The 12,996-nt window shown below is 72.0% G+C and carries 12 protein-coding genes and 1 pseudogene; 1 reads left to right on the top strand and 12 read right to left on the bottom strand.

Annotated features, from left to right (window positions below; genetic code table 11):
* Nucleotides 1–118: 118 nt before the first annotated feature.
* The 6 genes from ACJ6WD_RS40935 to hsaA are packed head-to-tail and all read right to left on the bottom strand — an operon-like array spanning nt 119 to nt 6,147.
* Complete coding sequence (locus ACJ6WD_RS40935; RefSeq protein ID WP_407617777.1) at nt 119–1,780, bottom strand: FAD-binding protein; 1,662 nt, start codon at nt 1,778–1,780, stop codon at nt 119–121.
* Nucleotides 1,781–1,806: 26 nt separating this feature from the next.
* Nucleotides 1,807–2,715 (bottom strand): MaoC/PaaZ C-terminal domain-containing protein, encoded by a 909-nt coding sequence (locus ACJ6WD_RS40930; protein WP_233658555.1) that lies wholly within the window; start codon nt 2,713–2,715, stop codon nt 1,807–1,809.
* Nucleotides 2,712–3,200 (bottom strand): flavin reductase family protein, encoded by a 489-nt coding sequence (locus ACJ6WD_RS40925; RefSeq protein ID WP_016576384.1) that lies wholly within the window; start codon nt 3,198–3,200, stop codon nt 2,712–2,714. The genes ACJ6WD_RS40930 and ACJ6WD_RS40925 overlap by 4 nt, the downstream gene beginning before the upstream one ends.
* On the bottom strand, nt 3,188–4,084 hold the full coding sequence (locus ACJ6WD_RS40920) for a VOC family protein (RefSeq protein ID WP_407617776.1): 897 nt from the start codon (nt 4,082–4,084) through the stop codon (nt 3,188–3,190). The genes ACJ6WD_RS40925 and ACJ6WD_RS40920 overlap by 13 nt, the downstream gene beginning before the upstream one ends.
* Before the next feature lie 27 nt (nt 4,085–4,111).
* Complete coding sequence (hsaD, locus tag ACJ6WD_RS40915; RefSeq protein ID WP_331248331.1) at nt 4,112–4,975, bottom strand: 4,5:9,10-diseco-3-hydroxy-5,9,17-trioxoandrosta-1(10),2-diene-4-oate hydrolase; 864 nt, start codon at nt 4,973–4,975, stop codon at nt 4,112–4,114.
* Nucleotides 4,972–6,147: a 3-hydroxy-9,10-secoandrosta-1,3,5(10)-triene-9,17-dione monooxygenase oxygenase subunit gene (gene hsaA / locus ACJ6WD_RS40910; protein WP_407617778.1), complete on the bottom strand. Its 1,176-nt coding sequence runs from the start codon at nt 6,145–6,147 to the stop codon at nt 4,972–4,974. Before hsaA ends, hsaD begins: the two co-directional genes overlap by 4 nt.
* A 210-nt stretch (nt 6,148–6,357) precedes the next feature.
* Here hsaA and ACJ6WD_RS40905 point away from each other — a divergent pair, with 210 nt between their 5' ends.
* Complete coding sequence (locus ACJ6WD_RS40905) at nt 6,358–7,233, top strand: IclR family transcriptional regulator (RefSeq protein ID WP_233658553.1); 876 nt, start codon at nt 6,358–6,360, stop codon at nt 7,231–7,233.
* A 183-nt stretch (nt 7,234–7,416) separates the two neighbouring features.
* Here the strand turns inward: ACJ6WD_RS40905 and ACJ6WD_RS40900 are convergent.
* The 6 genes and pseudogenes from ACJ6WD_RS40900 to ACJ6WD_RS40875 form a co-directional block, all read right to left on the bottom strand.
* Nucleotides 7,417–8,382 (bottom strand): annotated as a pseudogene (locus ACJ6WD_RS40900) (2Fe-2S iron-sulfur cluster-binding protein); the annotation flags it as partial.
* Nucleotides 8,375–8,644 (bottom strand): hypothetical protein, encoded by a 270-nt coding sequence (locus tag ACJ6WD_RS40895; protein ID WP_331248328.1) that lies wholly within the window; start codon nt 8,642–8,644, stop codon nt 8,375–8,377. The pseudogene ACJ6WD_RS40900 and the gene ACJ6WD_RS40895, both read right to left, overlap by 8 nt.
* A gap of 11 nt (nt 8,645–8,655) precedes the next feature.
* On the bottom strand, nt 8,656–9,792 hold the full coding sequence (locus ACJ6WD_RS40890; protein WP_233658551.1) for a Rieske 2Fe-2S domain-containing protein: 1,137 nt from the start codon (nt 9,790–9,792) through the stop codon (nt 8,656–8,658).
* A gap of 13 nt (nt 9,793–9,805) precedes the next feature.
* A complete protein-coding gene (dmpG, locus tag ACJ6WD_RS40885; RefSeq protein WP_331248327.1) occupies nt 9,806–10,831 on the bottom strand; it encodes a 4-hydroxy-2-oxovalerate aldolase in 1,026 nt (341 codons plus the stop codon).
* A complete protein-coding gene (locus ACJ6WD_RS40880; protein ID WP_038527160.1) occupies nt 10,828–11,730 on the bottom strand; it encodes an acetaldehyde dehydrogenase (acetylating) in 903 nt (300 codons plus the stop codon). Before ACJ6WD_RS40880 ends, dmpG begins: the two co-directional genes overlap by 4 nt.
* Nucleotides 11,731–11,817: 87 nt before the next feature.
* Nucleotides 11,818–12,600, bottom strand: coding sequence for a 2-keto-4-pentenoate hydratase (locus ACJ6WD_RS40875; protein ID WP_407617775.1), 783 nt, complete (start codon nt 12,598–12,600; stop codon nt 11,818–11,820).
* Nucleotides 12,601–12,996: the final 396 nt, after the last annotated feature.

Raw genomic sequence — 12,996 nt, 5'->3', positions numbered from 1 at the left:
CAACCCGGCACCGCACCCCACAAGCCCCGCGCAGCGGACAACGCCCCGCGCAGCGGCAACGCGCCGCAGGCGCAAACGGAAACCCCCACGGCGGGAAAGCCGACAACGTGGGAAGAGCCTAGAGCGCAGCGACGTGGTTGACCGCCGCCCAGCTGAACGTCATCGCGGGGCCGATCGTCGCGCCGGGGCCGGGGTAGGTCTCGCCCATGGGGGCGGCGGAGGCGTTGCCGGAGGCGTAGAGGCCGTCGATGGGGGTGCCGTCCTCGCGTAGCACGCGGGCGTCGGCGTCGGTGACGAGGCCGCCCTTGGTGCCGATGTCGCCGGGGTGGACGGGGATGGCGTAGTAGGGGGGTTTGGTGAGCGGGGCGAGGTTGGGGTTGGGCAGGGTGGGGTCGCCGTAGTAGCGGTCGTAGACGCTGTCGCCGCGGTGGAAGTCCTCGTCCCGGCCGGTGTGCGCGAAGCCGTTGAAGCGGTCGAGGGTGGCGGCGAGGCGGTCGGCGGGCATGCCGGTGGCCTCGGCCAGGGCGGCGACCGAGCCGGCTTTCTTGACGAAGCCTTCGGAGAGCCATTTGCCGGGGAACGGCTGGCCGGGGAAGAGGCCCGTGAAGAGGTATCGGGACTTGGAGTGGGCGTCGAGGATCAGCCAGGAGGGGACGGTGGACGCCTCGGGGGTGTGTGCGGCGTACATCGCGTCGACGAACTGGTGGTACGGGGCCGCCTCGTTGGCGTAGCGTTCGCCGGCCTGGTTGACGATGACCATGCCGGGGATGCCGCGGTCGGCGACGAGGAAGAAGGGGGGTGCGCCGGGCGGGCAGACCGAAGGGGCGCCCCAGACTTTGTCGAGCAGGTCGGTGGCGGCGCCGGCCTCGATGCCGAGTTGCAGGGCGTCGCCGGTCTGGCCCTCGGAGGCCGAGGTCCAGGCGGCGGAGGTGGGGGCGGGCAGGTGCTTCTCGCGGAGTTGTTGGTTGTGGGAGAAGCCGCCCGAGGCCAGGATGACGCCGCCGGTGGCGCGGATGGTGATCTCGCGGCCGTCGCGGAGCGCGCGGACGCCGGTGATCCGGCGGTCCTCTTCGATGAGGCCGGTGAGCTGGGTGGACAGCCACAGGTCGCCGCCGAGGGCGTGCAGGGAGTGCCGCATCCGGGCGATCAGGGCCTCGCCGAGGGAGAGCGGTTTGGCGCCGGTGGCCAGGGCTTTGACGGCGCGCAGTCCGACCTTGACGGAGGCTCGGCGGCCGGCCCAGGTGCGGGCGACCATGTTGAGGTACCGGAAGTCGTAACTGGTGATGGTGAGGCCGTAGTTGGGCAGCTCGGATCGGCGCATGGTGGCGCGCTGTTCGGCGGTGAGCTTGGTGAAGTCGAAGACGGCGGGTTCGACGGAGCGGCCCTGGGGGTAGCCGCCGAGGGCCTCGGGGAAGTAGTCGGAGTAGCCGGGGGTGTAGACGAAGCGGACGACGGTGCGGTCGTGGAACTCCCGTACCATCTTCGGCCCGTTGGTGAGGTAGCCGTCCTTGAGGGCGTCGGGGACGCGGTCGCCGATGGTGGCGTCGAGGTAGGCGCGGGCCTTCTCCCGGGTGTCGCCGAGGCCGGCGTCGTCGAGGTGGAAGTTGGTGGGTACCCAGATCGCGCCGCCGGACAGGGCGGTGGAGCCTCCGTAGCGGTCGGTCTTCTCGATGATCAGGGGGCGCAGGCCGCGCAGGCGGGCGGTGAGGGCGGCGGCGAAGCCGGCCGCGCCGGACCCGGCGATCACTACGTCGTAGGTGTGGTCCCAACTGTCTTTCATCGCAGCTCCGTTGGTGCGGTGGGTGGTCAGCGGACGGTGATGGCCGCGTGGCTGAGGACCACGGCGTCGTCGCGGTCCGGTGCGGTGGCGCGGAGCAGGTAGCCGTTGCCGTCGGGGTGGTGCCACAGGTGCAGGCGCAGCGTCTCGCCGGGGAAGAAGACCCCGGCGAAGCGGGTGCGGCAGCCGGTGACCCGGGTCGGGTCGGATCGCAGCAGCCGGTCGGTGACGGCCTTGACGGCCATGCCGAAGGTGCACAGGCCGTGCAGGATCGGGCGGTCGTAGCCGGCGGTGCGGGCGGTGGCGGGGTCGGCGTGCAGCGGGTTCCAGTCGCCGGTCAGGCGGTAGAGGAGGGCTTGTTGACGCATCGTCGGGAGGTCGAAGAGGTGGTCGGGGGCCCGGTCCGGGACGGGGGTGGGGTCGCTGGGACCGCGGTCGCCGCCGAAGCCGCCGGCGCCCTGCACGAAGATGTGGTTGCGCTGGGTGAGCAGGGGCCGTTCGTCGTCGTCGAGGAGGGTGGACTCCTGGACGAGGACGGCGGCCCGGCCCTTGTCGTACACCGCGGGGACGTGGGTGACGGCGGTGGCGTGGGCGGCGGCGGGCAGCGGGCGGTGCACGGTGATCTCCTGGGCGCCGTGCAGTGCCTGGGCCAGGTCGAGGTGGACGCCGGGCAGGTCGAAGACCTGGAAGCCGATGCCGCCGGTGCCGCCGGCGACGGTGCCGAAGGTGGGCAGTACCGCCAGGCCGCGGGCGTGCCGCTCGTAGACGTAGGCCAGTTCGCGTTCGTCGGTCTCCGGGACGCCCGCGCCGAGCGCGAGGTGGTAGAGCCGCACGTCGCGGTCGTCCCAGGTGACCTCGGTGCGCACGGGTGGCGCGGAGGTCACCCGGGCCACGTCGATCGGTGGTGCCCCCATCTTCTGGAAGAGGGAGTGGGTCATGCGAAGGCTCCCGTTGCGTAGCCGCCGCGGAAGTACAGCAGGGGCGCGCCGTCCTCGCGGGCGGCCAGGTCCAGGACCCGGCCGGTGACGAGGAGGTGGTCGCCGGCCTCGTGGACCGCGTCCAGCGCGCAGTCCACGGTGGCCAGCGCGCCGTCCAGGTGGACGGTGCCGTGCGGGCCGGGCCGCCAGGACAGCCCGGCGAACTTGTCGGTGCCGGACGCGGCGAGGCTGGCGCACGCCGCGCGGTGCTCCTCGGCGAGGACGCTGACGGCGAAGCGGCCGGCGGCCGCGATCCGCGGCCAACTGGTGGAGTGCTTGCCGATGCAGAGCAGGATCAGCGGGGGGTCGAGGGAGAGCGAGGCGAAGGACTGGCAGGCCAGTCCGGCGGGCGCGCCGTCGGCGTCGAGGGTGGCGACCATGGTGATGCCGCTGGCGAACCGGCCGAGGACGTCCCGGAACGTGGTGGGTTCGATCAGCCGTTCCACTGGTGGCCCCAGAAGCTGTCGGCGGTGATCTCCTTGGTGGCCCAGGTGGCGGGGTCGACGAGGAGGCCGTCCCAGCCGTACTCGACCTGGAAGCCACCGGGTGCCTGGGCGTAGAAGGAGACCATGTGGTCGTTGGAGTGGCGGCCCAGGGAGGAGGCGATGGGGATGCCGGCCTTGTGCATCCGGTCCAGGCAGAAGCCGACGTCGTCGAGGGTCTCCAGCTCGACCATGAAGTGCACGATGCCGGGCGGCAGGGCGCCGGGGTAGAGGCCGAGGCTGTGGTGGCGGGCGTTGGGGCTCAGGAAGTTCATCCAGTAGTGGTCGCGGCCGGGTTCGCCGGTCGGGACGGCGATCGGGGGGAGTTTCATCCGGTCGCGCAGTTGGAAGCCGAGCAGGTCCTCGTAGAAGGAGACGGCGGCGTCCATGTCGGGGGCCGGCAGGACGACGTGGCCGAGGCCGAGGTGGTCGCCGGTGACGAAGCGGTTGCCGTACGGGGTGCCGAGCGGGGTGTGGTCCTGGGCCTGGCCCCAGTAGATCTCCAGGGGGTTGCCGGCCGGGTCCGTGCAGTGGATGAGGCCCTGTACGCGGCGGTCGTCGAGGGTGGCCTGGTCGGCGTGCTTGACGGCGACGCCGGCGGCCTCCAGTTCGGCGGCGGCTTCGGCGAGCGCCGCTCGGCCTGCGACCTCGAAGCCGGCGGCCAGCAGCCGGTCCTGTTCACCGGCTTCGAAGGAGAAGCGGCGGATGCGGTCGTCGATGCGGACGTGCAGCACCTCGTCGGCGCTGCCCTCGGCCTCGACCATGCCGAGGATGTCGAGGGTGTAGGTGCGCCACTCGGCGAGCCGGGCGGTCTCGATGCGCAGGTAGCCCAGAGAGCGGATGTCCATGGCCGTGCCTTTCGGTGCCGGGTGGCGTCAGTGGCGGAAGAAGTCGAGGGCGAGGCGGTTGAACTCGTCGAACTTCTCGGTCTGCGCCCAGTGGCCGCAGTGCGGGAAGACGTGCAGTCGGGCGTGCGGGATGGTCTTGAGGGCGACCAGGGCGCCGTCGAGCGGGTTGACCCGGTCCTCGCGGCCCCAGGTGAGCAGGGTGGGGTGGGTGATGCGGTGGGCCTCGCGCCAGAGCATGGTGTCGGCGGGCCACTTGGCGAACGAGGCGGCCATCCGGTCGTTGCCGAGTTTGGCCTCGGGGTCGGTGGCGCGGGCGTAGCGTTCCTCGACGAACTCGTCGGTGACCAGGGCGGGGTCGTAGGCGAGGGTGGTGAGGAAGTCGCGCATCATGGCGCGGGTGGGCGCGGCGGTGCCGTTGAAGGCGAAGAGCTTCTTGATGCCTTCGGTGGGGTCGGGGGCGAAGAGGTTGACGGAGATGCCGCCGGGGCCCATGAGGAGGAGCTTGTCGACCTTCTCCGGGTGGTCGAGGGCCATCCGGGTGGCGGTTCCGCCGCCGAGCGAGTTGCCGATGAAGTGGGCTTTCTCCAGGCCGAGTTGGTCCATGAGGGCGGCGACGGCGTCGGCCGCGAAGGAGAAGAAGTCCTTGGTCAGCTCGGGCTTGTCGGAGGCGCCGTAACAGGGCTGGTCGATCAGCAGCGTGCGGAAGTGCGCGGCGAAGACCGGCAGGTTGCGGCCGAAGTTGGACCAGCCGGAGGCGCCGGGGCCGCCGCCGTGCAGCATGATCACGACGGGCGCGGCCGGGTCGCCGGCCTCGTTGTAGTGGAGGGTGAGCTCCCCGGCCTTGGCGGTCTTCGAGGTGCTCTCGTAGGTGAGCTTCGCGTGGGTGGTCACAGCATCGTGTCCTGAATGTCGAGGCCGAGGGCGCCTTGGCCGAAGAGGACGAGGGCGCGTTCCGGGTCGTTGGCCGCGTGGCCGCGGCCGGTGTGCGCGTCGCGCCAGGCGCGCTGGACGACGTTGGGGCCGGTGCGCATGGCCTTGCCGCCGGAGTTCTCCATCAGCAGGTCCACGGCGGCCACCGCGCGTTCGGTGGCGAGCACCTGGTCGCGGCGGGCGCGGGTGCGCAGGGCCATCGGCAGCTCCTCGCCGCGCACCGCGAGGTCGTACAACTCGCTGATGTTGCGGCTGAGTTGGAGCCAGGCGGCGTCGATGTCGCTGGCCGCGCGGGCGATCCGGACCTGGGCGAAGGGGTCCTCGACGACCTTCTGGCCGTAGGAGACCCGGAAGCGTTCCCGGGTGGCGGCGACGTAGCCCTCGTAGGCGCCTTCGGCGATGCCGACGATGGGGGTGGAGATGGTGGTGGTGAACACCGCGGCGTAGGGCATCCGGTAGAGCGGTTCGGGGTTGACGGCGTGGCCGGGACAGTCCCGCGCGCTGACCGGGCCGAAGCCGAGGGCGCGGTGCTCGGGGACGAAGACCTCGTCGATGACGATGTCGTTGCTGCCGGTGCCGCGCAGCCCGACGGTGTCCCAGACGTCGATGATGCGGTAGTCGGCGCGGGGTATGAGGAAGGTGTAGATCTCGACGGGCTTGCCGTCGCCGTCGGTGACCAGTCCGCCGAGCAGCGCCCAGTCGGCGTGGTCGCAGCCGGACGAGAAGTGCCAGCGGCCGGAGACCTTGAAGCCGCCGGGGACCGGGGTGACCTGGCTGGTGGGCGCGTAGGAGGAGCTGATGCGGGTGTGCGGGTCGTCGCCCCAGACCTCGTCCTGGGCCCGCGGGTCGAAGAGCGCCACCTGCCAGGGGTGGACGCCGATGACCGAGGCGACCCAGCCGGTGGAGCCGCAGGCCCGGGCGATCTCCTTGACGGCCCGGTAGAACACCAGCGGGTCGGCGGCGAGTCCGCCGTACGCCCGCGGTTGGAGGAGCTGGAAGAAACCGGTCTCGGTGAGGTCCTTGATGGAGGCGTCCGGCACCCGGCGCAGCTCCTCCGCCTCGGCGGCGCGTTCACGCAGGGTGGGGGCGAGTTCGCGGACCGCTGCGAGGACGTCTTCGTCGCGCATGCGCATCCCCTCTCGATTCGATCTGAGGTAGGGCCCTGCCGCGCCGTCCCGCGGCAGGGGTGGCAGGAACCTACGCTTTACTATTCCGAAACGAAATACCCTCTTCCCACTCAGCGGGAGGGCTGGCAACGTTCGCAACAATCCGCGAGAACCCGATAGGGGGCCTCCGCTTCGGCCCGGACCTGGGGTTTCGCCGCTGTTGTGGGAGGTGTGCCGATGCCGGAACAGAGCGCCGGGGGCGACTGTGGACCACTGTCGCTGTTGGAGAAGGCCGCGCGGGTGATGAACGCGTTCAGCAGTACCGAGGCCCGGCTCACCCTCACCGAGGTGGTGGAGCGTTCGGGGGTGCCGCGCTCGTCGGCGCACCGGATCCTGGACCAGTTGCAGGGGTTGCGCTGGCTGGAACGGGAGGGCCGCGGCTACCGGCTCGGCATGGGGGTGCTGGAGCTGGGCGCACTGGCCTCGCACCACCACCGGCTGCGCCGGGCCGCCCTGCCCCACCTGCACGAACTGCACGAGACGACCGGCCATCTGGTGCACCTGGCGGTGCTGGACGAGGCCGAGGTGGTCCACGTGGAACGGATCGGCGGGGCGGCCGACACCGCGGTGCCCTCGCGGGTCGGCGGCCGGCAGCCGGCGTACTGCACCGCCTCCGGCAAGGCGATCCTGGCGTTCAGCGACGACGCGGTGGTGGAGCAGGTGGTCCGGCGCGGACTGCGGCCCCGGACGCCGCGGACCATCTGCCGGCCGGAGGCACTGCGCGCCGAACTGGCGACGGCGCGGTCCCGCGGCGTCGCCTACGACCACGAGGAGGCGTACCGGGGGGTGTCGTGCGTGGCCGTGCCGCTGCGCGGTTCGGGCCGGGCGATCGCCGCGATCTCGCTCTCCGGCAACGGCGCCCACCGGGAACTGGACCGGCTCGCCCCGGCCGTCGCGGACTGCGCGCGAACGGTGTGGCGATCGCTGTTCGGGCCGGGTCGGCGCACCGTCCGGCCGCACCGCCCCGCTCAGGTGCCGCACCTGGGGCCGGCCATGTCGCCCGCGGCGATGACCAACACCCTGGCCTGGATGCGGGACAGCGAGTGGATGTGAGGGCACGGCCCCCGCGGCGCGCGGGAACGGCGGGGAACGCACGGTGGGGGCGGCGGGCCCCGGGCCCGCCCCCCCCCCCCCCCCCCCCCGGCAGCTGTAGCTGATCTTCACCTCGCCGCCGGCCGCGACCGCCTGGCAGGCCAGGACGTAGCCCTCGGCCAGGTCCTCCGCGTCCAGCACCTCGTTGTGGGCCATCGACACCTCGCCGCTGACGACCCGACAGGTGCAGGCCGCGCAGGCGCCCTCGCGACAGGAGAACGGCGCGTCGACCCCGGCGGCCAGCAGGGCGTCCAGCAAGGGGGTGCCGGCCGGCCAACGGACCTGGTGGGTCTCGCCGTCGAGCTCGACGTGGGCGGTCGCGGCCACCGCGTCGTCCCGGTCGACCGGCCCGGCCGCGTCGGCCGCGTCGGCCGCCCCGGTCGGCTCCGGCGCCTCGAACGCCGCGGCCCCGCTGAGCGAGAAGAACCGCTCCCGGTGCAGCCGCTCCCTGGGCGCGCCCAGGGAGCGCAGGGCCTGTTCGGCGGAGTCCATCAGCGGCTGCGGACCGCACAGGTACGCCTCGCGGCCGACGTGCGGCGCGAGCACCGCGGCCAGCCGGGCCGGGTCCGGCAGCCCCTGGAGGCTCTCCAACCAGTGCAGCACCACCAGCCGGTCCGGGTAGTCCTCGGCCAGTTCGCGCAGCTCGCCGCGGAAGATGACGGCGGACTCGGCGCGGTTGGCGTAGAGCAGGACGTGCCGGGCGGTGCCCTCGGTGAGCGCCGACTTCAGGACCGACATCACCGGGGTGATGCCGCTGCCGCCGGCGACGAGCAGCAGGTCGGTGTCGAGGCCGGGCGGGGTGAAGGTGCCGGCCGGCGCCAGCACCTCCAGTTCCGTGCCGGGCCGGGCGTGGTCGCACAGCCAGTTGGAACCGTGACCGCCCGGCACCCGCTTGACGGTGACCTTCATCGGTTCGCCGGTGTGCGGGGAGCTGGCCAGGGAGTAGCAGCGGGCCGCCACCCCGCCGTCCCGCCCCGGCAGCTTGAAGGTCAGGAACTGCCCTGGAACGTAAGGGAGTTGCTGCTGTGGTTCGAAGACCAGCGAGCGGGCGTCGGCGGTCTCCTCGATCACCTCGGCGATCCGCAGCCGGTGGGTACGCGGTTCAGACATCGGCCACCACCGGTCGCGCGGTCGCGTCCGGCACCGGGTTGCCGTCCTTGTCGGCCACCACCAACGTGCCGTCCTCGACCGCGCGGGCGATGCTGGCGCGCAACGCGTCGCACGAGCGGACCCGGGCGCTCGCTTCGCCGGCCGCCACCCGCGCGCCGATCCGCGGGCAGTTGTCGGCCGCGTCCTCGGTCCACTGCACCTGGGTGTGGGCGGCGCTGAACTTCTCGCAGAGGACCTGGTTGCCGCAGGTCCCGCAGATCACGGGCCGCACCGTCACGCCCCGGCCGCGCGGCGGGCGAGGTTGTCGGCGACCTCGGCGCGCCAGGCCGTGTTGGCCCGTTCGGTGTCGATCTCGAACTCGAACCGGCGCACCATCTCGTCCTTGACGTCGGCGGCATCGACGTAGAACTGCTCGTACCAGCGGCGGAGTTGGTAGACCGGACCGTCCTCCTCGGTCAGCAGGGGGTTGTCGATCCGGGTCTTGTTCCGCCAGATCTCCACGTCCTGCTCGAAGCCGACCTTCAGCCCCTCGGACGCCATCCGGGCGGCCTCGGCGGCCTCCTCGTCGGTCATGCCGGGCAGCTTCTTGACGATCGCGCCGTACATCAGCACGAAGCTGTTGGCGTCGACCGGGTAGTGGCAGTTGATGAGGACCGACTCCATGTCGACCCCGGCGCCCACGTCCGTCCACAGCTTGTCGATCATGTAGGACGGGCCGAAGTACGAGGCGTCGGAGCGGAGGTCGCCGGCCGAGGCCGGGGTGGTCACCTCGATGTCGCCGCGCGGGGACGACTCCATGTACTGGGTGGCGATGTGCCCGTCGAAGACGTTCTTGAAGTACGTCGGGAACGAGTAGTGGATGTAGTAGAAGTGAGCCATGTCCACGACGTTGTCGACGATCTCGCGGCAGTTGGAGTTGTCGACCCGCAGTATGTTCCACGACCAGGCGGACCAGTCGGGGTGACCGGCGCCCTCGATCTCCGGGATGGTGACCTCGGGCGGCGGCGGGTTGCCCTCGGGGTCGTTCCAGACGTAGAGCTGCTGATTGCGCTCCAGGGCGGTCCAGGCCCGGGTGCGGGCCCGCGGCGGGACCCGGCGGGCGTACGGGATGCCGGCGCAGCGGCCGTTGCCGGACCAGCGCCAGTCATGGAACGGACAGGCGACGGCGTCGCCCTTGACGCTGCCCCGGGCGAGGTTGCCGCCCATGTGGGGACAGTAGGCGTTGAGGACGTGCAGTGCACCGTCGTCCGCGCCCTGGAAGACCACGAGCTTGGTGCCGAACGCCTCGATCTCGTGCGGTTGGCCGTCCTTGAAGGTCTCGGCCAGGCCCAGGCAGTGCCAGCCCCGGGCGAACCGGGTGGGCGGCTCGGCCGCCTCGATGACACGGGCCTCGTCGTTGAGTGCGGTCATCGTTCTCTCCCTGCTACTTCTGCGCCGCGAGTTCGACGGCGATGTCGATGAGCTGGTCCTCCTGGCCGCCGACGAGCCGGCGTTCGCCGGCGCGCAGCAGGATCTGCGCGGCGGACACGCCGTACCGCTCGCCCTGCCGGAAGGCGTGCTTGAGGAAGCTGGAGTAGACCCCCGCGTGGCCCATGAGGAGGGCCAGCCGGTCGAGTTGGCACTCTTCGTCCATCACCGGGCGGACCACGTCCTCCGCCGCGTCGATGATCTTCAGGACGTCGATGCCGGTGCGGATCCCCATCTTGGCGCAGACCGCGACCAGCGCCTCGACGGCGGTGTTGCCTGCGCCGGCGCCCAGCCGGCGGGTGGAACCGTCGATCTGGCGGGCGCCGGCCTGGATCGCGGCGATGGAGTTGCCGGTGCCCAGGGCCAGGTTCTCGTGGCCGTGGAAGCCGACCTGGGCGTCCTCGCCGAGCTCGGCGACCAGTGCCTGGACGCGCTGGGTGACGTCGTCCATCACCATGGCACCGGCCGAGTCGACGACGTAGACGCACTGGCAGCCGGCGTCCGCCATGATGCGGCCCTGCCGGGCGAGCGCCTCCGGGGTGGTGGAGTGCGCCATCATCAGGAACCCGACGGTCTCCAGTCCCATGTCCCGCGCCAACCCGAAGTGCTGGACGGAGATGTCCGCCTCGGTGCAGTGCGTGGCGATCCGGCAGACGGTCGCGCCGTTGCCGTGCGCGGCACGGATGTCGTCCTTGACGCCGAGGCCGGGCAGCATCAGAAACGCGATCTTCGCCTGCCGGGCGGTCTCCACGGCGGTCTTGATCAGATCCTGCTCGGGCGTCTTGGAGAAGCCGTAGGTGAACGAGGAACCGCCGAGCCCGTCGCCGTGGGTGACCTCGATGACCGGCACGCCGGCGTCGTCCAGCGCAGCGACGACGGACCGGACGTCGTCGACGGTGAACTGGTGCCGCTTGGCGTGCGAGCCGTCGCGCAGCGAGGAGTCGGTGACGCGGATGTCGAGGGTGTCGGAATAGCTCTTCATGCCTGCATGCCCTTCGCGAACTCCTCGCCGACCTTGGTGGCGGCGGCGGTCATGATGTCGAGGTTGCCGGCGTACGGCGGCAGGAAGTCGCCCGCACCCTCGACCTCCAGGAAGACGGCCACCCGGGCCATCCCCCCGTTGACCACCGACGGATCGTCGAACTGCGGCTCGGCGCGCAGCCGGTAGCCGGGGACGTAACCGGCGACCTGCTCGGCGACCTCCTTGACGGACTGGGCGATGGCGTCCCGGTCGGCGTCCTCGGGGATCGAGCAGAAGACGGTGTCGCGCATGATGACCGGCGGCTCGGCGGGGTTGAGGATGATGATCGCCTTGCCCCGCCCGGCACCGCCGATCCGCTCGATGCCGCGGGCGGTGGTGCGGGTGAACTCGTCGATGTTGGCGCGGGTGCCGGGCCCGGCCGAGACGGAGGCCACCGAGGCGACGATCTCCGCGTAGGGGACCGGGACGACCCGGGAGACCGCGTACACCATGGGGATGGTGGCCTGACCGCCGCAAGTGATCATGTTGACGTTGTCGGCGTCGAGATGCGCGGTGAGATTCGCGGGCGGGACGACGGCGGGGCCGACCGCGGCCGGAGTCAGGTCGACGGCCTTGATGCCGCGCTCGGCGTAACGGGGGGCGTTGGCGCGGTGGACGCCGGCGGAGGTGGCCTCGAAGACCAGGTCCGGGGTCTCGTCCTGGGCCAGGAGCCAGTCCACGCCCTCATGACTGGCCTCGATGCCGGCGCGGCGGGCCCGGGCGAGCCCCTCGCTGTCCGGGTCGACACCGATCATCCAGCGGGGCTCGATCAGCGGGGAGCGCTGAAGCTTGTACAGCAGGTCGGTACCGATGTTGCCGGAACCGACGATGGCCGCGGTGGCCTTGGTCGTGCGGGTCATCATCACCTCTCGGGTGAAGGGGCTGAGGGGAACTGGGGACCCACCGGTGACCGGGCCGAGCCGCGGGGCCGCCCGGTCGGCGGGGCCTCAGACGAAGGAGAGCGAAACCGGGCCGAGCCCGGTGAAGTCGGCGGTGAACGTCGCCCCGGGGGCGACGTCGACGGCCCGGGTGCAGGAGCCCGGCAGGACCAGCTGGCCCTTCTTCAGGGGCACGCCGAAGCGGGCGACGGTCCGGGCGAGCCAGGCGACGGCCAGGGTCGGATCGCCCAGCACGGCGTCGCTGCGGCCCTCCGTGATCCGCTCGGTGCCGCGGTGCAGCACCGCGTCGACGGCCTTCAGATCCAGCTCGCGCGGATCGCGGCCCTCGCCGACGGCGTAGCCGGCCGAGGAGGCGTTGTCGGCGACGGTGTCGGGCAGCGTGATCCGCCAGTCACGGATCCGACTGTCGATCAACTCCAGTGCGGGCACGACCCGTTCGGTCGCGGCGAGAACGTCGTCGACAGTGCAGCCCTCGCCCGGCAGGTCGTCGCCCAACACGAAGCCGACCTCGACCTCGATGCGCGGGGCGCAGTACCGGGCGAGCGGGACGGGGGTGCCGGGGTGCAGCTCCATGTCGTCCAGCAAATGGCCGTAATCGGGCTCGTCGACGCCCATCATGCGCTGCATGACCTCGGACGAGAGCCCGACCTTGTGGCCGGTGACGACGGCACCCGCCCTAATCCGCTCCTGGATGTTGAGCAGCTGGATCTCGTAGGCGTCGTCGGCGCCGAGGTCGGAGAATTCCTCGGTGAGCGGGGCGATGGGCCGGCCGGCGCGCTCGGCGTCGCGCAACTGCCCTGCCGCGAGCTTCCGTTGGCGGTCCGTGAGCATGTGGTCCTCCACGGGGCGGTAGGTCTGTGCCGGGAGGCTAAGCGCGGCGACGGGCCCCCGGGGAGAGCGGGTTCCCGCTGAGCGGGATTTCGCCCGTCTCCGCCGCGTTGCGTCTGGCGGCGCGGGCCTCTTCCCACGTTGTCGGCTGTCCCGCCGTGGGGGTTTCTGTTTGCGCCTGCGGCGCGTTGCCGCTGCGCGGGGCGTCGTCGTACGTCTCCGGCTGTCCCGCCGTGGGGGTTTCTGTTTGCGCCTGCGGCGCGGGGCCGCTGCGCGGGGCGGCATCGTACGTCTCCGGCTGTCCCGCCGTGCGGGGTGCCGCTTTGCGCCTGCGGCGCGGGGCCGCTGCGCGGGGCTGGTCGGGTGCGGTGCCGGGGGTGCGGGTGGTGGGGTGTCCGG

It is taken from the genome of Streptomyces sp. VTCC 41912, assembly GCF_045799175.1.
GTDB lineage: Bacteria > Actinomycetota > Actinomycetes > Streptomycetales > Streptomycetaceae > Streptomyces > Streptomyces albulus_C.
The sequence above is the reverse complement of the archived record's forward strand: the minus strand, read 5'-3'. Positions and strand labels throughout refer to the sequence as shown.

Bases quoted from the DNA above. Each gene is read 5' to 3' on its own strand.
- ACJ6WD_RS40935 (WP_407617777.1), bottom strand. From the start codon at position 1,780: ATGAAAGACAGTTGGGACCACACCTACGACGTAGTGATCGCCGGGTCC.
- ACJ6WD_RS40930 (WP_233658555.1), bottom strand. From the start codon at position 2,715: ATGACCCACTCCCTCTTCCAGAAGATGGGGGCACCACCGATCGACGTG.
- ACJ6WD_RS40920 (WP_407617776.1), bottom strand. From the start codon at position 4,084: ATGGACATCCGCTCTCTGGGCTACCTGCGCATCGAGACCGCCCGGCTC.
- hsaA (WP_407617778.1), bottom strand. From the start codon at position 6,147: ATGCGCATGCGCGACGAAGACGTCCTCGCAGCGGTCCGCGAACTCGCC.
- ACJ6WD_RS40905 (WP_233658553.1), top strand. From the start codon at position 6,358: ATGCCGGAACAGAGCGCCGGGGGCGACTGTGGACCACTGTCGCTGTTG.
- ACJ6WD_RS40890 (WP_233658551.1), bottom strand. From the start codon at position 9,792: ATGACCGCACTCAACGACGAGGCCCGTGTCATCGAGGCGGCCGAGCCG.
- dmpG (WP_331248327.1), bottom strand. From the start codon at position 10,831: ATGAAGAGCTATTCCGACACCCTCGACATCCGCGTCACCGACTCCTCG.
- ACJ6WD_RS40880 (WP_038527160.1), bottom strand. From the start codon at position 11,730: ATGACCCGCACGACCAAGGCCACCGCGGCCATCGTCGGTTCCGGCAAC.
- ACJ6WD_RS40875 (WP_407617775.1), bottom strand. From the start codon at position 12,600: ATGCTCACGGACCGCCAACGGAAGCTCGCGGCAGGGCAGTTGCGCGAC.